General features: G+C 44.8%; 14 protein-coding genes and 1 pseudogene. 4 read left to right on the top strand and 11 right to left on the bottom strand.

Features of this window, described 5'->3' with window-relative positions; translation table 11 throughout:
* Window positions 1-29 precede the first annotated feature (29 nt).
* Window positions 30-1,049 (bottom strand): GDP-L-fucose synthase family protein, encoded by a 1,020-nt coding sequence (locus C6H00_RS06880; RefSeq protein WP_104750256.1) that lies wholly within the window; start codon window positions 1,047-1,049, stop codon window positions 30-32.
* Window positions 1,050-1,252: 203 nt separating this feature from the next.
* On the bottom strand, window positions 1,253-2,269 hold the full coding sequence (locus tag C6H00_RS06875) for a BspA family leucine-rich repeat surface protein (RefSeq protein WP_104750255.1): 1,017 nt from the start codon (window positions 2,267-2,269) through the stop codon (window positions 1,253-1,255).
* A 72-nt stretch (window positions 2,270-2,341) separates the two neighbouring features.
* On the opposite strand from C6H00_RS06875, the gene C6H00_RS06870 reads away from it, so the two are divergent.
* Window positions 2,342-3,430, top strand: coding sequence for an SAM-dependent methyltransferase (locus C6H00_RS06870; RefSeq protein ID WP_104750254.1), 1,089 nt, complete (start codon window positions 2,342-2,344; stop codon window positions 3,428-3,430).
* A 76-nt stretch (window positions 3,431-3,506) separates the two neighbouring features.
* The gene (locus tag C6H00_RS06865) at window positions 3,507-3,743 is read left to right on the top strand and encodes a hypothetical protein (RefSeq protein ID WP_104750253.1); all 237 of its coding nucleotides are present in this window, start codon (window positions 3,507-3,509) and stop codon (window positions 3,741-3,743) included.
* Here the strand turns inward: C6H00_RS06865 and C6H00_RS06860 are convergent.
* Genes C6H00_RS06860 through C6H00_RS06840 form a run of 5 tightly spaced genes read right to left on the bottom strand, consistent with a single transcriptional unit; the run spans window position 3,740 to window position 9,403 of the window.
* On the bottom strand, window positions 3,740-5,260 hold the full coding sequence (locus C6H00_RS06860) for a protein hydE (RefSeq protein WP_104750252.1): 1,521 nt from the start codon (window positions 5,258-5,260) through the stop codon (window positions 3,740-3,742). The genes C6H00_RS06865 and C6H00_RS06860 overlap by 4 nt on opposite strands.
* On the bottom strand, window positions 5,261-5,800 hold the full coding sequence (locus tag C6H00_RS06855) for a HyaD/HybD family hydrogenase maturation endopeptidase (RefSeq protein WP_104750251.1): 540 nt from the start codon (window positions 5,798-5,800) through the stop codon (window positions 5,261-5,263).
* Window position 5,801: 1 nt separating this feature from the next.
* Window positions 5,802-6,473 (bottom strand): Ni/Fe-hydrogenase, b-type cytochrome subunit, encoded by a 672-nt coding sequence (gene cybH, locus C6H00_RS06850; RefSeq protein WP_104750250.1) that lies wholly within the window; start codon window positions 6,471-6,473, stop codon window positions 5,802-5,804.
* Window positions 6,463-8,232 (bottom strand): nickel-dependent hydrogenase large subunit, encoded by a 1,770-nt coding sequence (locus C6H00_RS06845; RefSeq protein ID WP_104750249.1) that lies wholly within the window; start codon window positions 8,230-8,232, stop codon window positions 6,463-6,465. Before C6H00_RS06845 ends, cybH begins: the two co-directional genes overlap by 11 nt.
* Entirely contained in the window at window positions 8,225-9,403 is a 1,179-nt protein-coding gene (locus tag C6H00_RS06840; RefSeq protein WP_104750248.1) for a hydrogenase small subunit, read from the bottom strand. The genes C6H00_RS06845 and C6H00_RS06840 overlap by 8 nt, the downstream gene beginning before the upstream one ends.
* 109 nt (window positions 9,404-9,512) lie before the next feature.
* On the opposite strand from C6H00_RS06840, the gene C6H00_RS06835 reads away from it, so the two are divergent.
* Complete coding sequence (locus C6H00_RS06835; protein ID WP_104750247.1) at window positions 9,513-12,173, top strand: hypothetical protein; 2,661 nt, start codon at window positions 9,513-9,515, stop codon at window positions 12,171-12,173.
* Window positions 12,174-12,184: 11 nt separating this feature from the next.
* On the opposite strand, the gene gatB is transcribed toward C6H00_RS06835, so the two are convergent.
* Window positions 12,185-13,606 (bottom strand): Asp-tRNA(Asn)/Glu-tRNA(Gln) amidotransferase subunit GatB, encoded by a 1,422-nt coding sequence (gene gatB, locus C6H00_RS06830; protein ID WP_104750246.1) that lies wholly within the window; start codon window positions 13,604-13,606, stop codon window positions 12,185-12,187.
* On the opposite strand from gatB, the gene C6H00_RS06825 reads away from it, so the two are divergent.
* Window positions 13,605-13,862 (top strand): hypothetical protein, encoded by a 258-nt coding sequence (locus C6H00_RS06825; protein ID WP_104750245.1) that lies wholly within the window; start codon window positions 13,605-13,607, stop codon window positions 13,860-13,862. The genes gatB and C6H00_RS06825 overlap by 2 nt on opposite strands.
* A gap of 145 nt (window positions 13,863-14,007) precedes the next feature.
* Here C6H00_RS06825 and C6H00_RS06820 read toward each other — a convergent pair whose 3' ends face one another.
* The 3 genes and pseudogenes from C6H00_RS06820 to bamA all read right to left on the bottom strand — a co-directional run.
* On the bottom strand, window positions 14,008-15,372 hold the full coding sequence (locus C6H00_RS06820) for a M16 family metallopeptidase (protein WP_407645540.1): 1,365 nt from the start codon (window positions 15,370-15,372) through the stop codon (window positions 14,008-14,010).
* Between the two features lie 83 nt (window positions 15,373-15,455).
* Window positions 15,456-16,541, bottom strand: a complete 1,086-nt coding sequence (locus C6H00_RS06815; protein ID WP_104750244.1) for a dehypoxanthine futalosine cyclase — start codon at window positions 16,539-16,541, stop codon at window positions 15,456-15,458.
* Window positions 16,513-18,963, bottom strand: a pseudogene (gene bamA, locus C6H00_RS06810) (outer membrane protein assembly factor BamA); the annotation flags it as partial. The pseudogene bamA and the gene C6H00_RS06815, both read right to left, overlap by 29 nt.
* Window positions 18,964-19,066: the final 103 nt, after the last annotated feature.

The following is a 19,066-nucleotide window of genomic DNA, read 5'->3' as shown; positions in this document are numbered from 1 at the left end:
AATAGAGATGATAGCCCAAGAATGTTTTCTTACCTGTTTTGATACCATTGATACACTTCTTCAATGCCCTTTCTTAAGGGAATGCTCGCCCGCCAGCCCAAACTAGCGATTTTACTCACATCGCTACACTTTAACAAAGTCCCATCAGGCTTAGAGCTGTCAAAAACCAATGCCCCCTTAAAACCCACAATCCCTTTAATCAAGTTAGCCAGGTCCTTAATGCTAATATCTTCCCCCGTGCCGATGTTGGTATGATTGAGTGTAGCACTAGCTTGTTGGTGTTTTAAGAGAAATACACACCCCCGGGCTAAATCTTGCACATGTAAAAACTCGCGTCTGGGTGCGCCGCTGCCCCAAATTTGCACCCCTTGCGCGCTCACTCCGTGTTGTTCTAAGAGATTTAAGGCTTCTTCTTGGCTAGACACTTGCAAATCTTGTAACACCAAATCTAGGCGGTTGTTCTCTAGCAAATGGGCTAGGTGCATTTTTCTTAAGAGCGCAGGCAGGACATGCGAATTTTGCAGATCGAAGTTATCATGCTCGCCGTATAAATTGGTGGGCATCGCAGAAATAAAATGAGTCCCATACTGGGCGTTATACGCCTCACACATCTTAAGCCCAGCGATCTTAGCAATAGCATAAGGTTCGTTGGTGGGTTCTAGGGGGCTAGTTAAAAGGGCTTGCTCTTTAATAGGCTGGGGGCACTCTTTGGGGTAAATACAAGTGGAGCCTAAAAAGAGGAGCTTTTTAATCCCATACTTGTAGGCGCAGTGGATCGTGTTGGTTTGGATGGCTAAGTTTTGGTAAATAAAATCGGCGCGGTAGGTGTTATTGGCCAAAATCCCCCCCACTTTAGCCGCGGCTAAAATGACGATGTCGGGGCGTTCTATCTCAAAAAATTGTTCGACCGCATTTTGCCGTGTTAAATCTAATTCAGAGTGGGTTTTTAAAATTAAGTTATTAAAACCTTGCTCTTGCAAACACGCTACAATCGCGCGCCCCACTAAGCCCCTATGCCCTGCTACAAAAATTCTATCGCCCTTTTGCATGCACTCTCCTAGTCTTAAACAACTATGATAGCCAAGCAGGGCGGGCATGTCAAGGTAGGCTAGCACCCTTGAGTGCGCGCCTTACCTTTTAAGCGCGGGGCTTAAGTTTTAGGGGTGGTTGGTGGTGTAGCTCAAGCAGTCTTAGGCGCGATACCAGTGAGGGAGGGTTGTGAGGGCAGTGCGACTAGAAAACATGCTTAACTCTACATCATTAGCACACTACCAAGAATCATTCCCTTATACCAAGTTGGGCTATACGTGAGATTCAAACAATCATCGAACATGTCTTCCAGACCATCAGAAACACTAGACACATCCCAGTTGCGTAAGTCTTGGTTAAATTTTTCACATCCTTTGAACATGTATGTCATGCCTCTTACCCTAGACACATTCCAATTTTTTAAGGGTTGGTTAAAATCCTCGCACCAAAAAAACATGCTATGCATATCTGTAACACGGGAAACATTCCAGTGATCCAAAGGCTTGTTAAAAAGCCCACACTTGTAAAACATACAATTCATCTTTTCCACTCTGACCACATTCCAATTAGAAATGTCATGGTTAAACAAAATTGCCCGATAGAACATGCCCTGCATGCTGGTTACATGCGAAACATCCCAGTTTTCTAGCCCCTCAAAATTTTTTCGCATAAAAGCGGGTGGTTGCTCCCCCGCCTTCCCAGTTACATGCGAAAACACATAACTTAAATCTGTAATCTGACTAATATCAATATCCCCCAAATGGATACTCTCATCAGCGACCAATTTTTTAAGCTCCTCTTTGCTTTGAGGGACATATTTCTTAGCACCTTTAGGTGTAGAGAAATTTTGGGGTGCAGATTGGCTGGACTTGTGTAACCCCTCTAGCACGCCCTCTAAATTAGTAACGCTGTTTTGCAAGCCCTCTAGCACTTCTAAAACCTCTTGGGTGCTATTGGGTTTCTCTAGTGCGCTTAAAGGCGCAGCTATCTTAGCTTGGGCGTGTTTGAGCTTAGTCAAGCTTTTTTCTAGCTCTAAGTCATCTTCTTCTAAGCTAGCATAATGTTCTCGCAAAGCTTTTAGCACACTGCCCAAAGCTTCAGAAAATGCGCTAAAACTCGCACGAAGTTCCTCAGCTTCCTGTTGCACTTCTAAGCCCTCTTCTAGGGCACTTTTGCCCAAACGCATAGCCCGCTTAACATTTTTGAGCTCTTGCTCTAACTTTTCTAACCCTTCTTGCATGAAAACCTCCTTATCCAGTGTGGGTCTTAGTAAATGGCATAATATCCTAAAAAGCGCAACATAAGGAATCTCATGTCTGCACCTCAACCCATTCATTTAAGCCATTTGGATCAAATCAATTTGGGGAGTTTTTATACTCCAGCGTGGTTGGTGCAAAGGGCATTTGATATGTTATGCCCCTATATCGATCCTAAAGATTATTATCTGCTGGATAGCGCGTGCGGATATGGGAGTTTTTTAACCTTACCTGGTTTTCACACCTACATAGGCATGGATTGCGATCTGCAAGCCCTACATCAAGCCACCCAAATCTGCCCCCATGTCAAATTAGTCCATCAAAATGCTCTACACAATGTCAGTAGAGAAAGTTTTTACATTCCCTCTTCTGCTAAATTAGTCATCATGGGTAACCCCCCTTATAACGATCGCACTTCCAGGGTACGCTCTGCACTCAAAGACAAGACCCCCTTAAAGATAGACACTCTCTTACAAGCACGCGATGTGGGTTTGAGTTTTTTACGCTCCTTTGCCCTACTGGAGGCAGATTATATTTGTGTATTACACCCCCTCTCCTATCTTATTAAACGCACAAATCTGCGCGCCTTAAAAAATTTCGCCCAAAACTACCGCCTATTGGATAGTCTTCTAGTGAGCTCGCGCCTCTTTTGTCCCAAGTCTTTAAGCTATTTTCCTATTATTTTAGCCCTTTATAAACGCGACTCAATAGGCATGGATGAAACCTTTATTTCTCATTTTTCCTTTAAAAGTTTGGAAGGCTCCACTTTGAGACTGTCTGATTGGGATTTTATTAGTGCTTATGTGGACAAATACCCTAATCAACAACGCGTACAAAACAAAAGCGCGCTTTTTTATACACTCAGAGATATCAACGCCCTCGCGCGTTCTAAAACATTCTTAAGCCAAGAGAGTGCGCACGCAATCTATGTTCCACCTGAAAAATACAGTCTTTACTGTTATATCGATGTGTTCAAAACCCAAATTTCTCACATTCCCTACTATCTGCGCAATTGCGAAGTCTTCTTAGATTTTGCCCGTTTCAAGGCTCTAGAAGAGGATTTTATCCACGCCAGTCAAAACAAAACAATAAGCCCTCAAATCACGCGTTATTTTTGCGATCTACTTGGCGATCACTATCTTTAAGCACATATTTAGGCGTTTTGGGCTAGAAAAAATACCCGCTGTATCTAGCAGTGGTCATTTCATTTAAGGAGTACAAATGACCTATACAATTGAAATTACTCCACAGATATGGGCAAACTTGGCACGAGCCAAAGGGCAAGGTGGTTTTCAAAGCTTAAGTTTACAACTTTCTAAGCAGTGCCATCTTGTGGGAGATAAACTCTATCTTGTGTGTACAGAGCACGATCGTGCTAGAATTGCGCGCTATGCGCGCTATCCTTGTGGTGGGGGGTTTGAAAATCGATTCGCCCCTCTTGATCGCGCCCTCTCTTAAGCACTCTGCTGGTAATCCATGTAGGTGAGGGGGAAGAGACAGCCCTTAGGAAAGTATTCTAAGCATAGATCCAGAAAGACCTTTTCTAAAAAGACATCTCCGCACAAATACACTTGATTAAACTTGAATTGGCTTTGTGCGTCATAAATCACATTGCCTAAAAACTCTGCCAAAGAATCCAAGATGCCAAAGCACATGGTGGGCACGTCTGTGCCTCCTAGCGTGTAACTCACTGCGCTTCTAATAGTGGGCGCGGGGTTGAGATTGGGCGGATTTTTGGCTAGCTTAAAGTCAATATGAGGTCCTTTAGAGCGTAAAAAACTCTTGGCATGGGTAAAGAGAGCGCGCGGATTATGCGTATTCTCAAAGCCTAGAACTCGAACAAGTCCACCCAAAAAATCTAAGAGATTTGTGCTAGGTTCTGGGGGTGTAGAGGGTTCTTGTTCTAAACGCGTACATAATTCTGGGTAAGCTTTTTGGTAATTAGCGTAGAGCTTGCGCCCCTTAGCATTGCTTTTAAGTTGGGCGATGAACGCGCTAGGGTGAGTGGGTACACTTAAGTCTATCAGCTGTTTATACCCCTCTTCATAAACCCAAAAACAACTAGGACGCTCAAAGTTCAAATAAATCAGTAAATGAGGTTCTTTAGGGGCTTCTTGGCGCACAAATTCTAGGGTATCTTGGGCATGGGTGTAGGCATGTGGGAGCAATAGAGCACTCTTGCCCACACTAAAGACTTGCGCGGGCAAACTAGGCGCGTTGCAGATGTAGCTAAAGTCTGCTACCCCGCTAGAATCTGCCATGAATAAATAGGCGATCTCCTTTTTTAAAAGGGCGCGTGCCAAAAGGGCTAGGCCAAAATCATAGGGCAAGCACGCACAAATTTCCAAACTTTTAAATTCATTGACAAAGACTTCTTTAAGTGTGGCGATCATGCTAGGTTTCTCTAGGGCGCATAACACTTGCGCGCTCTTGTGATCGGCGCGCGTGCAAGAGAGCACGCTGGCTAAATCTAAAAAGAGCACCTGCGCGCCCTCTAGGGGTGTACAAGAGAGCTTTTTAAGCCCCCTTGTGGTCTGCACTGTGAGAGTGTCTCCCTCTTGCAGAGTGCGTGTCATTTGCTCTAACGCGCTTTGGATTTGCGCAGGAGTGGTGTACGCCTCGTTTTTATATCTAAATGCGCTCAAATAAGGTTTTAATAGGCATTTCTCTAGAGCCTCGCGCTCTTGGAGGATGTCTAAAAGTGGGCATTCTTTGGGTTGGGTTTGCCACTCTATTTTTTCCTGAGAGAGCTCCACGCCTAAAAAAGAAAAACTTAAGGAGAGAGGGAGGCGATCGCTTAAGATTTGGGCAAAATTTTGCGCCTCTTGCTCACTTGCTTGCAAGAAAAAACGCTCAAGCGCAGTGGCATAGGCCAAGTTTTGTGCGTGGGCATGATGGGCTAGAAAGTCCATAAAAAGCGCGCTTATATGCGCGCCTACTTCTCCAACAGATTGGAATTTAAACACAAACACCATTTAAACCATCCTATAAGATTGGTAAGCAATTTCTTGTAAACTTTGAATTTGAGTCTTAGGAGTGGCGCGCACGCCCCACTCTGTTAGACTCTCTAAGGCACGCGCTTTGGCTAAGAGCGCGCCCTCACACATGGGCGCGCTAAGTTGAAAAGTTGTTTGATCTTGCACAATAGAGGGCACAAGACCTATCACGCGCACGGGGGGCAAATCACCCATTAAAGCGGTCAGTCTTAAAGTTTGCAACATCTCTACCTCATGCGCGCTTCCTGCCCAAGTGATTTCAGGGGGGATATTCTCAAATTCAAAGCAAAAGACTTCCCCCACGCGTGCGCTAGCCACGCTCACGCAATCTAAAAGCAAGACCCGATCAAATTCTACAATCCATGGAATCAGGGCTTGAGCTAGCGTGCCCCCGTCCATAAACTCCAGTTTATGAGGGTAGGTAAAGTCATAATTGCGTTCTAATTGGTTGCACAGATGCACCCCAACCCCTTCATCTCCTAGTAAGATATTCCCCACACCTAGGACTAAAATATCCACTTTAACCCTTTATGTAACGCCGTCCGCTCACCATCACATCTGCCCCACCATCAGGAAATTTGATAGAGTGGAAAAACACCATATAAACATGGATAGGAATAAAGAGCATGATCGCCCAAGTAGTGAGGTGGTGGATATAGCGCACATTGGCTAGCCCTCCACAGAGCACTTCAAACCATTTAAAATAGCGCTCCAAAACTCCCCCCAATCCCAAATGATAGACATTATAATAGAGCACAATCCCACTTAAAATCACCAACACCAAGAGCACACAAAGGGAGAAATACGCCACAAACTGCATAGGATTATACAAGCCCTCTTTTTGGCTATGTTTGCCCACTAAAAAGTAAATTTTGAGCTGTTCTAGCCAAGTTGAGAGGCTAAAAACTCCCTTCAGAGAAAGGCGTTCTTCAGAGCTCTTGCGATCGAAGAAAAAGAGATAAAAGCGGAACAAGCAAATAGCAATCAACACAAAACCAGCCATGATATGCGCACTACGGATATAGGCCTGCAAGAGTTGCATGTTCTGATACACGCTAGAGCGCGGTTCTAAAAAGGGGTAGGCGATGTAAAATCCCGTAGCAATAAGGGCAAAAATAGCCAGCGCGCGTGCCCAGTGGAAAAAGCGCACAAGTCCAGTATACTCTTGAGTGGCGCGATAATTATTGGACATACTGCGACTCCTCTTTAAGGGGTTTATCAAAACGTGCAAAGCTAGGATCGACTCTAAATTCTCCAAAATCACGCCCCTTGATGTCCATCACATGCACAGAACAAGCAATACAGGGGTCAAATGAGTGAATGGTGCGGATAATCTCTAAGGGCTGGGTCAAGTCGGCCAGCTTTGTGCCTATTAAGCTCATTTCATAAGGGCCACTCTGTCCCTTTTCATCGCGCGCGCCCGCATTCCAAGTAGAGGGAACGACTGCCTGATAGTTCTCCACGACACCATTTTTAATACGCACCCAATGGCTCAGCATTCCCCTAGGCACTTGCCCAATATAACGCCCCTTATACTCCTTATTTTTATCAATTTCATAGGGCGCGCAGGTGCTCTGATCGCTCTTGAGGTTTTCTACTAGGGAATCCCAAGTTTGCAAGCCATTATCTACTAAAATTTTAGCTTCCAAACAGCGCGCAGCTGTGCGCCCTAGCGTGCTAAAGATCGCTTCTGTGGGCAAGCCGGTGTCTTTGAGAAACTGGGTAGCTACCTTTGTGGTATAGGGGTTTTTGGCCGCTAAGCCCACCACCAAAGAAGCTAGAGGACCTACTTCCATAGGCATGCCATTATAGCGCGGGGCTTTAATCCATGAGTATTTGCCCTGGGTATCTAACACCTTGCTAGGCTCTGCCTTGCCACTCAGTCCAATACTCTCTCCCCCTTTAAAGCCGGTATAATGGGGAGTGGTTTGCCCCTCATAGGGATGTAATTGCGTTTCTTTCCCGCTATATGTGTACCAAGAATGTGTAACATCTTCTTTAATCCAATCCTCATTGATGGAATGCACGGTAGATAAATCGCCATTGAACACGACCCCTGAGGGCAGAAGGTATTTACCCCTAGAGAGCAACACCTCTTCATGGGCGATAAAATTTTTCACGCCACAGCCATGCAAGACGCTCTGCTCATTTTTAAACATGCCAGCAGCCATGATCAAATCCGGATAATAGGCACGATCTACAAAATCTTGCACCAACTCAAATTTGCTTTTCCACTCGGCTAATCTAGTGGGATCTAATACATCGCGCACAGAGGTGATCCCTCCTACTGTGAGGCTTTGGGGATGGGGTTGTTTGGCCCCAAAAATAGCGGTCATTTTGGCCGCTTCTCTTTGAATGCCCAGCAATTTTAAATAATGTGAGAGTACGATCAAATTTTGCTCTGGACTTAAATGGTAAGTAGCATGTCCATAATAACCATTGGCAAAGGGTCCTAGCGCGCCCTGTTTGACAAAATCCCCCACGCGCTTTTGCACCGCTTTTAATTCGTCTGTGCCCGTACCTAACGGGTATTCTGCATAACTAAAAGCTAGCTGGCTTGCCTTTTTGGGATCGGCTTTGAGCGCGCTTAATAAATCGCACCAATCTAGTCCATGCAAAGTGTAAAAATGCACGACATGGTCATGCAAAATGAGCGCGATATTCATCAAGGAGCGCACTAATTGGGCGTTATAAGGGGGCACAATGCCTAAAGCGTCTTCTACCGCGCTAATGCCCGCCTTGTAATGCGAATAGGTGCACACTCCACAAATGCGTTGGGCAATAAAGCCCGCATCGCGTGGGTCGCGGTTTTTGATGATGGTTTCTAGTCCTCTAAAAAGTGTGGAAGAAGAATGCGCGTCCGTGATGACATTATTCTCATCTACCACCACTTCAATGCGCAAATGTCCCTCAATACGGGTAATGGGATCGACAATGATTTTTTTAGACATGGGCATCTCCTTGATCATCTTTTTTTAATCCAGCCAAAAGAGCGTGCATAGCAATACCTATTCCAGCAGCACTTAGAGCAATAATACCCACACTATCAGCGACCTTATCTGCCCCCACGCCCCCAAAAGCGCTTGTAATAGGCACAATGAGGCGATTAGATATAGGTTCTTCAAAGGGACTCATGGTGTCCCAAAAATTGGGTTCAGAACACCCAATACAACCATGCCCAGCTTGGATAGGCCAGCTGGTATGCGAGTTAAAGCGCAGAGTCGAACAGTTATTAAAAGTATAAGGACCTTTACAGCCCACTTTATACAGACAATAACCTTCTTTGGCATTTTCATCCCCAAAGTGTTGCACAAACTCTCCCGCATCAAAATGCCCGCGTCTTTCACATAAGTCATGAATGCGCCGTCCATAGGCCCAAGTGGGGCGATTATACGCATCTAAGCGGGGCAATGCATCAAACATCAAAAAATAGATCACATTGCCCACAATGTTTTTTTCACTAGGAGGGCAACCAGGGACATTGATAATGGGCTGGCTGATGATTTTACTCAATGCTTGGGCATTAGAAGGGTTAGGATAAGCTGCTTGCACGCCCCCAAAGCTCGAACATGTCCCAATCGCAAAGATCGCCTTAGCATGTTTGGCAGCGTGGATACACTCTTGGGCTCCCGTGCGTCCCTGCGCGCCCATGGTTAAAAAATATTCTGTGCCCTGAGGAATGCCCCCCTCTACCATGAGAATGTAATTGCCCTTGTGCTTTTCAATCGCCTGTTCTAGGCTCAAATCCGCCTGATGTCCGCTAGCGACCATAATAGTTTCGTGGTATTCCAAATTGATATAATCAAAGATCACGCTATCAATACTGGGATCTTCACTGCGCAATAAACTCTCACTACATCCCGTACACTCAGCCATGTGCAACCAAATGACAGGAAGGCGATTAGCCATTTCTACCGCCTTAGCCGTGAGTGGAGCAAAACTAGCGGGCAGGGCTAAAGTGGCTGTCATTGCGCCCACCCATTTCATAAAATCGCGCCGATCCACTCCCTGCTTTTGCATTTCTGTATGGACATTCATATGTGCATTATGCGCGCTCAATCCCTCCAAAGCCTCTAGTCGTTTAGAAATTTGATCAAAAAGGGCATCATTATCCGTGGCCATGCCAATCCTTATTAATGGAATTTTTTATTTTATCCTAATTATGGTTAGATTGATAAAAATCAACCTCCATTGTGTAAAATACTCCTTTAGTGACAATTTAAGGACCATGATGCATTTCTCTCACCTCTGTGAAGAACCCCTTAAAAACGCCCTGCGGGAACGCTATTTCAAAGATTTTACTTGTAGTGGGAGTTGGATCGACTTTGAGGTTTATGCGCCTGAAGGTAGTTTATATAGAAATATCCCCCTGCTTTGGGCAGAAGCTAAGGCAGGAATTTATGATCCTAAAAAGGCGTTAACTCAATTAATCTTAACGCTTTTAAAGCGCCCTCAAGAGCATTTAGCCCCTTTCTTAGGGGCTTTTGATGGCGCGCGCTTTAGCGTGATCTCCACCACGAAGTTAGAACCTCTGCTAGCCCAACTCTCCCAAAAAAGCTACACCAGCGCACCCAGTAATACGCAATCTGCAGAGTTTCAAGAGGTGTACACTCTGCTAAGCCCGCTCTTAGACGCCCATCTCATCCATTACGCATTCGCCACCCAAGAAAAGGAGTTAAAAGACTTTATCCAGTCTTTACACGCCATTCCGAAGTTAGGCACCCCCATTGACAAGAATAACTTTGTGCATGTGTATCAGGCGTGGGTGCAAAAGGTCAAACCCTCTATTAATTTAGATTGGTCTAAGGCTAAACAAGTGGGCATTTTAGACGCGGATTTTTACCTAGCCGATCTGCTCTGTGAGGACAACCACACCATAGGCCAGCTCAACACTCGCCTAGTAGGAGATCATTACCAATTTGATAGAGAAATTGACCCATTAGGGTTATTTAGCACCAAAAGCGCGCTCTTCAAGGACAAGCAACAAGCGCACCAAGAGTTTTGGAAGACCTACAAGCGTCCCCCCGCTACGCAATATCAAGATTTCATCCTCCGCAGGCGCGATCTCTTAGTGCCCCCAGATGTGCGCGAGCGCAAGGGAGCGTTTTACACTCCCCCTATTTGGGTGGCCAAGTCTCAAGAGTATTTAGCCTACTTCTTAGGAGTGAATTTCCAAGAAGAGTATTTTATTTGGGATTGTGCAGCGGGCACGGGTAATTTATTAGCCGGGCTCTCTGAGCCTTACCGTATTTTTGCCAGCACCTTAGATAAAAATGATGTAGAGATTATGAAAGAACGCGCGTTAAAGGGGCAATTAGACTTAAGAGAAGAGCATATTTTTGCCTTTGATTTTTTAAAGGATCCTTTTGAGCTGCTCCCCCACCCCCTCCAAGAGATTTTAAAAGACCCTAAAAAACGCGCTAAGCTCCTTATTTACATCAATCCCCCCTATGCAGAGGCGGGGAGCAAGACCCAGATTTCTAACACGGGCAAGAATAAGAGTGAAGTGGCATGTTCTAAGATCGCTGAGACTTACGCCAAAGAACTCGGCAAGGCCAGAAACGAACTTTTTGCCCAATTTTTCATGCGTATTCTCAAAGAGATTGCCCCTGAAGCAAAATCCCAACCAAAAGAAGCCCCCCTTACGGGGGAGAAGCCCTCAGTCCCTCTTATACACCAAGATTTTAAGCCCCAAAAAAGAGACTTTGATGTACAATACGGAGCTAGAGCTTCTATCGGGTTTTTTGACCACGATGAGCTCCTTAACGGTGGTTTTGCCCCCTTTCAGGGGCAAGTAAATTCTAACAAATCTCCTCTTAAAATTAGTGGCCCTATCTTAGCCAGTTTCTCCACACTCAAAACCCTTAATTCCAGCAATTTTAAAACCTTTAGGGAGCATTTCAAAGCGCGCTTTTTAGGGGGCTTTATGTGCCCGGGGAACACTTTTGATAATGTGAAGGGAAGTTTTCCTATCGGCTTTTTACTATGGGATTTGGGCGAGCCGGCAAAAAGCAGTATGCTTTGTAGCCGTTTGCGAGTGAAGCCGATAAAAAGTAGTGATCCCACTCCAGTTAAACTAGATGTCTATAATTCTAGGGGGGAGTTTATGGGCGTGAAAAGTTTTAGGGCGTTGGAGGGCGTGCCTAGTATCAATGAGTGGGTGCGCCAATTTAGAAAAAGCAAAGAACCCGTTTTAGCATATCTAGCCACAGACGCGCCGGATTTTGCCAATCAAAATAAAATGTGTATCACCAATGAGCCCGGAAAAGGGCATATTATTATTATTATTACCCCTCAAAACCTCCTCCCCTTGTGTGTGTATTTCTCTGTGCGCCGTTGTATTCCCCACTCGTGGATAAACCACAATGACCAATTCTATGCCCCTTATGATAAAAGTTGGCAGGAAGATTTAGAGTTTTTGGGCGATTGTTTAGTCTTTATGCTTTTTTCTGGGAAAAACCGCATTTCTATCCAGCAAGGGGCTAATCACTTTATCCCCTTTACAGAAAAAGAAGTCCAACCCAAAGCGCGTTATACCCACCACACCCTCCTAGACTTTTTAGCCGGCAAATTAGAGCCAGAAACAAGCGCGCTTTTTGCCCCTACCCAATCGCTCTTGCCCACCTTTGGTGCGGTAGCTAAAAAGGTTTTAAATAAGGGGCGTGAACTCTATGCCTATTACCACACCTTTCAAAACTCCAACCCCAATGCAAGCCTGTATGACATCAAGGAGTTTTTTAGTGGAAGGGATGCTAAGGGCAAGCTCAACCCCCCAAGTAAAGCCACAGACACGCGCTATAAAGACTTATACGCCAGCCTGCAAGAGAGTTTAGAACTCTTACGCGTCCAAATCACCCCCAAAGTTTGGCAATACGGATTTTTGAGAGAGTGAAAAGCCTGCAACTACCCCTCTAACTTCTCTTTTAAAAGCGCGTTGAGCGCGCTAGGATCTGCCCCTTTCATGTTCTTTAAAATCTGTCCTACAAAAAAGCCTAAAAGTTTGGTTTTGCCGGCTTTGTATTCTGCTACCTTGTCTGGGTGCGCAGAGAGAAGTGCCTCAATAGCGTGCAATAAAGCCCCCTCATCTTGCACTTGAGCTAGTCCTAGCTTTTCAATGAGGGCATCTACATCGCTAGGCTGGCTGGAGTCTTGGGCTAGAAGCGCGTCTAAAATCTCCTTGCCCGCCTTGCCTGAGATTTTTTTGCTATCAATGCGTTGCACTAAAGTGCCCAGAGTTTGCGCGCTCACTTTGCAATGCTCTAACTCCTGCCCCTCTAAGCGTCCTAGCAATTCCACACACAGCCAAGACACACTAGCCTTTACACTCGCTCCCATGTCAATCATCTCTTCAAAATAGCGCGCAATGGCAACATCGCTCACTAGCATGCTCGCGTCTTCAGCCTTGACTCCTAGCTCTATGTAGCGCGCTTTTTTGGCATCGGGTAACTCGGGGATTTTTTGCTCTAAGAGGGCTTGGGGAATGTGCACGCGCCTGAGATCAGGATCGGGGAAGTAGCGGTAATCTGCTGAACCCTCCTTATCGCGCATGGATTGGGTGACTCCTTTGGTGGTGTCAAAAAGCCTAGTTTCTTGCACCACTTCGCGCGCATAAGTGCCCCGCTCAAAGGCTTCGATCTGGCGTTCCACCTCATAATCAATGGCTTTTTGGATGAATCTAAAGCTATTGAGGTTTTTAATCTCTACGCGGGTGTAGAGTTTTTCCTCACCCTTGGGGCGAATAGACACATTGGCATCGCAGCGAAAATTCCCCTCCTGCATGTTGGCATCCGAGATGCCCAAAAAGCGCACAAGTGCGTGTAATTTTTTAAGATAACTGATAGCTTCCTGCGCGCTGCGCAAATCCGGGCGACTCACAATCTCTAGTAAAGGCGTGCCCGCGCGGTTCAAATCCACCTTAGAAAATTCCCCCTCATGGATATTTTTCCCTGCGTCTTCTTCTAGGTGGGCGCGCTCGATGCCGATGCGTTTTAGCCCTGTTTCTGTCTCAATGTCTAAATAGCCCGCGCCTACAATGGGGATTTCAAATTGTGAGATTTGGTAGGCTTTGGGCAGGTCGGGGTAAAAGTAGTTTTTGCGCGCAAAGATGGAGTCTTGGTTGATCGTGGCATTAATTGCCATCCCAAAGGCGATGGCCTTTTTTAACGCAGCTTCATTGAGTACGGGTAAAGCCCCGGGCAACCCCAAACACACCGGGCAGGTGTTGCTATTAGGAGTGTCTTTAAAGCTAGTCGGACAACTACAAAAAATTTTGGTTTGGGTGTTGAGCTGGGTATGTACCTCTAACCCGATAATGGTTTCAAACATGAAAACTCCTTTATTTGTGATCAATATTGCGTTACAGATGTTGTATTGTATCAAGCAGAGCAAGAATACAAAATGGACCGCCACACTCAAAAAAAGAATAGACAATCAAGGCAAGCAAGATGAGACCAAAAATAGACCTCATCACACCTCTCCAAGAGCCATGCTCGCTTATGTTATCTCTAAACATCGCCACAACGCCCCCTATAAGTCCAATTACCACCAAGCATACTATGAAAACTACTATATAAGGGAGTGAGGACATCAAGGCGATCAATCCTAAAGTTAGTGGGATACCAAGCAATGCAATTAATAATAATTGCAACATCACCCACCTCTAAAATACCTTTTAAACAACCCCACACAAGTTCCTCTACAAACCTGACAATAAGATTTGTAAAAGATTATTTGTGCTCCACTGGGGCCATCTTTTCCTCTTGTGCTGCTTTTTTGGCTTGAAGTTTGGGGTCCATAGTCAAGACGCTGAAACTCAAATCTGCCACCTCTGGGTGGGATTTGATATAGGCGTTGATTTCCTCTAATTTAAGGTTTTTAATGCGATCAAGCATAATTTTGTCATAGTTAAGAGGGAGACCCAAATAGAAGTTATGGAATTTATTGGTAAGCCGTTCTCCCAAAGTTTCATTAGCCAAAGGCTCAGAGCCTAGTAAAAACTTCTTAGCCCCGTCTAACTCCTCTTGAGTGATGCCATTTTGTACAAAATCTTTCACCACTTGTTTAACTAAGGCGATACTCTTATCTTGGTTTTCTAGTTTGGTTTGCAGATACCCAGTCGCGCAGTTGATGATACGCGAGAGTTGTATGCGCATGTAAGCACTATAGGCCAAGCCTTCTTTAACGCGAATGGTGTCCATCAAGCGCGATCCAAAACCACTAGAGCCTAGCACAAAACTCATCACCTTAGCTAGGGGCAATTCTTTTTCTAAGTCTTTCATGTAAAAGGGAGAACCAAAGTAGATATAGGCTTGTTGGGTATCTTTATAAATGATTTTTTCTTGAGGTTCTTTGGCGGTAGCAAAATGGGGAGAAAAGAAGGGCTTGTTGGAAGGTAGGGTTTCTAAGAGAGGTTTGAGCTGATTGAGGACTTGATTAGTGTCTAAATCACCTCCCATTACAATAATCAGTCGCTCGATGTCTAGTGCATCTTCGAGGCGTTTTTTCACATCCTCCAAAGAAATGCTTTGGATGCTTTTTGGTGTACCAACAGCCGGATTAGCTAAAGGGGTATTGGCAAAGAGAATTTTGTTGAGCTCAAGTTGGGCTAAATAGTCAAAATTGCTCATTTTGGTCAGTGCGGCTGCGGTCATGCGCTTTTGCACCTTTTCAAGTGCGCTGGGAGTGAGATTAGGCGAGCGCAAAAGATCGATTAAATAACCAACCGCCTTTGACTCGTATTCTTTAAGAAAACCTAAATCAATATGCAAAGATTCTAAACGAATGTCCGTATCTAGCGTAATAGCCAGTTGTTCCAACTGCTCGGCAAATTTAACATTGCCTAACTCTTTCGTGCCCTCATTGAGCATCTCTGCGCTTAGCTTGGATAATCCATATTTATCCTTGTCCATCAAATTCCCCCCGCCAATAAACATGAGACGAATCGCACCCATAGGTAATAGATGGTTCTCTTCATAGATCACTGGAATTTTGACCCCCTTGATCTCAAAATACTTGATACCTTCACCCACGCGATCGCGCTTGATCACTTTTGTTTGTTCTTGTTCTGCTTTTTGTTGTTGTGTATCTCTCATCCAAACTCCTACGCTTATTAAAATCAGCACAGCTACAGCCAGTAGAAACGCATAACGGACACTTTTCATTTTAGACCTCGAGTTTAATATCTCTCTAAAATTTCATAGGCAGTGTTGCGCTTGGCTGCCTTGCCCCCCAAATCTGCCACTAAGGCAACCATCTCTTCCTGATCCATGCAAAAGCTTGTACCTGCAGCCTTGACCACATTTTCCTCCATCATCACACTACCCAAATCATTTGCTCCAAACAATAGAGCTAATTGCCCAACCATCGCCCCTTGTGTAACCCAAGAGCTTTGAATGTTTTTAATATTATCTAAAAATAGACGGCTACAGGCTAGCAAGCGTAAATAACGATTTGCGCTCGCCTTTTTAATATCGGGTCTTTCTTGTTGCAGGGGGGTGAAATTGGGCTGAAAACTCCAAAGAATAAAGGCACGAAAACCACCTGTTTCATCCTGTAGATTGCGCACGCGTTCCAAATGTTCCACCACATCTTCATTGGTGTCCACACTCCCAAACATCATAGTCGCCGTGCTTTTAATCCCGCATTTATGTGCTTGTCTGTGCACTTCAATCCAAGCATCGGCACTAAGTTTTTTAGGCGCGATGACATCGCGTACCCTGTCGCTTAAAATCTCCGCGCCTGCCCCCGGAATTGAGCTAAGGCCTGCGGCTTTCAAACGCTCCAAGACCTCCACTAAAGAGAGGCGCGAAATTTTGGCGATATAATCAATTTCTACAGCTGAAAAACCATGTATGGTGATGGTGGGAAATTTTTGAGCGATGTGAGAAACTAAATTTTCATAGTAGTCAATTTTAAGCTGGGGATGTACTCCGCCTTGAAATAAAATTTGCGTGCCTCCAATAGCAATTAATTCCTCAATCTTGGCATCAATTTCTTCAAAACTGAGCAAGTAAGCATCTTTGTCTTTGAGGGTGCGTTTGAAAGCACAAAATTTGCAGTCTACAAAGCAAATATTGGTGTAATTAATATTGCGATCTACAATAAAGGTTGTAGTATTTTCCGGGTGCAGGGCCTCTTTTTTAGCTAGAGCTAAACGCCCCAATTCTTTGAGGGGCTTGCGCTCCATCCACTCCAAAAGGGTTTTTTTATCCAATCGTTGCATGTGTGTCCTTTTAAAAACGCGTGCCCATAGAAAACTCAAAGCGTTGGGTTAGATCGCCAAAATTCGGGTTGAAAAAGAGACCTCTCTTATCATTCCAATCGTTGAAAAAGGCAATGGGGAAAATTAAGACTAAAGGACCCATAGGCGAAATCCACTCAATTTGCAAACCTGTAGAAGCACGCCAAGTGCCATGTTCATAGCCCGCACCCACTACGCCATAATCTTTGAAATTTACATTAGTCGTCAAAGAGTTTTGCCAAAAGTTTTTGCCCTTGGTGTCGTTTTTAAAAGTCAAAAAGCCCCAGTCAAAAAACCACGCCACGCGCATTTTAGCTGCCTTGAGCAAGCCATAACTCAACTCTACAGAACCCGTATAAATGCCATCGCCACCAACCCACATGCCCTCTGGAGTTTTGGGCGTGATGGAGCTATTTCTAAAGCCTCTAATAGTGGTTACCCCCCCTAGATAAAAGACGGAGTTTAATGGCAAATAATCCTCTGTGTTGTAACGGAAGATATAACCCCCTTGAGTTTTAAAGCGCGCGATCAAGTCAATGAGCAGGTATTTTTGTAAATGATGGTAAGCGGCAAACTTGCCATAGATTTTCGTATTGCGTACATTCCCCCCCAAACCATTCCAAGAATTAAGTCCACCGGCAGAAGGGAGTCCAGCCATGCTGGTGTAGTTAGAAAAAGTGAAGCCGTTTTTAGGAAAGTAGTAATCGTCTGTGTTGTCAAAATTGGTGCTTAAAGTAAAAGAGCTAGTAGTGGGGGTGTGGTAATCACGATTCCAAAGACCATGCAAAGTTTTGCCATCAAGCCCCACGACGGGGTCACCATTTGGATAGCGAATAGTTGTGTTTTTACTACTATAAAACATCTCATAAAGAGGACTAGAAAAACCCACGATTTTATTGAGACTATAGTTATAACCCAAGTTCACACTAAAGGTGTTGGTGATCATGTGTCCCACAGTGGCACTAAACCCCCCGCCCTGTTGGATATAGTTATAGCTAATGATGTAGTCAGCAAAAAGGCTTAAGGAAGTGCTATAACGGCTATCAAAAATGCGTGGGTTGGTTAAGGTAAGGTTGCCAGAAAACATCCGCCCACTCCCTCGAATCCCATAGTTGTTCCCTCCACCCCCCGTAGCGATATTGGCATACAGACTCATGCTCTGTCCCGTGCCAAAGAGGTTTTTCTCACTCACGCTCCCATTGAGCATAAGTCCCCCATAACTCCCATAGCCCAAGCCAAATTGCAGTTGCCCCGTGCGCCCCTCTTCTACACTGACCAAAATATCCATCAGCTGGCTATTGACGCGCCGCTCCTCAATCTTGACTTTAGAAAAAAAGCCCAAACGGCGCAAAGCGTTCTCTGAGTTAGCTACCTTTGTAAGGCTATAGCGCTCTTTTGGGTTGAGGTAAACCTCACGACGGATCACGCGATCGCTGGTGCGCTGATTACCCGAAATGATAATGTCATTGATATAGACCATGTCCCCGGTTTCAATGCGATAAATCACCTTCACCTTGCCATGCTTTTCGTCTTTATCTAAGTCGGGTTTGACCACAGCGAAGGCATAACCCTGATCGGCAACTTCTCGTTTGAGAATCTGCGCATCGGCGCGCATATTTTCGATGTTAAATACGGCGTTCTTTTGGATTTTAATGGCTTTGAGAAGTTTGGGGATGGGTACAACGGGCTTATCAATCTGAATCTCTATCCCTGAGACTCGGTATTGAATCCCCTCTCTAACTTTATAGTAGAGTTTGGCTTTGTGGGTGGCAAAGTTGGTGTTCAAAAATGGAGAGGACACATTCACATCTAAAAAGCCATGACGTAAATAGACATCTTGGATGCGCATCGAATCGTATTCAAGTTCGCTCAGATGTAATTTTCCAGAGTTTAAACCCCACATCCAGCCCATAAAATCGCGCTGTTTGTTCGCGCTCAAACTCTCCACCACGCGAGGTTTTAATTGCTCGCGTCCCTCATAAGTGGACTTAGTGATGTAGATGTGATTGCCTCGATTTACATCAAAAATAATGCGGTAAGCCCCCCCACTAGCTAAAGGTTCAAGACGAGTCTCCACCACGCTACCATAAAAACCTTGTTGTTCTAACGCAGCCTTGAGAATATATTTAGCATTCTCTAACTTAGTCTCGTCATAAGTATCCCCCTTTTTGATTCCCATTTGAGTATAGAGGGTTTCTTTTTCCTTTTCTGTACCATAGCCCTTAATTTCTACTCCTGCAATTCTAGGTTTTTCTTTAAAATGGAAAACGAGTTTGCCATCTTTGAAAGTCGCGTACACATCCTCAAAATATCCTTGATTATACAGAGCTAATATCGCTTCATCAATCTTTTTTAAATCAAGAGATTCGCCCTTTTTGATCTTGACAATTTCGCTAGCAAGCATGTCAGACATATAGGAAAGATCTTCGTATTCAATACTTTTAATGCGACTCTCTTGGGCATCCAAAGCACAGAAAAGTTGCCCCACATAAATAAAGATAACCGCAAGAAGTTTTTTAATGAGTGCTCCTATTAGCCTAGCTATG

It is taken from the genome of Helicobacter cynogastricus (genome assembly GCF_900197855.1).
Taxonomy (GTDB): domain Bacteria; phylum Campylobacterota; class Campylobacteria; order Campylobacterales; family Helicobacteraceae; genus Helicobacter; species Helicobacter cynogastricus.
This window is presented reverse-complemented; position numbering and strand designations above follow the sequence as displayed.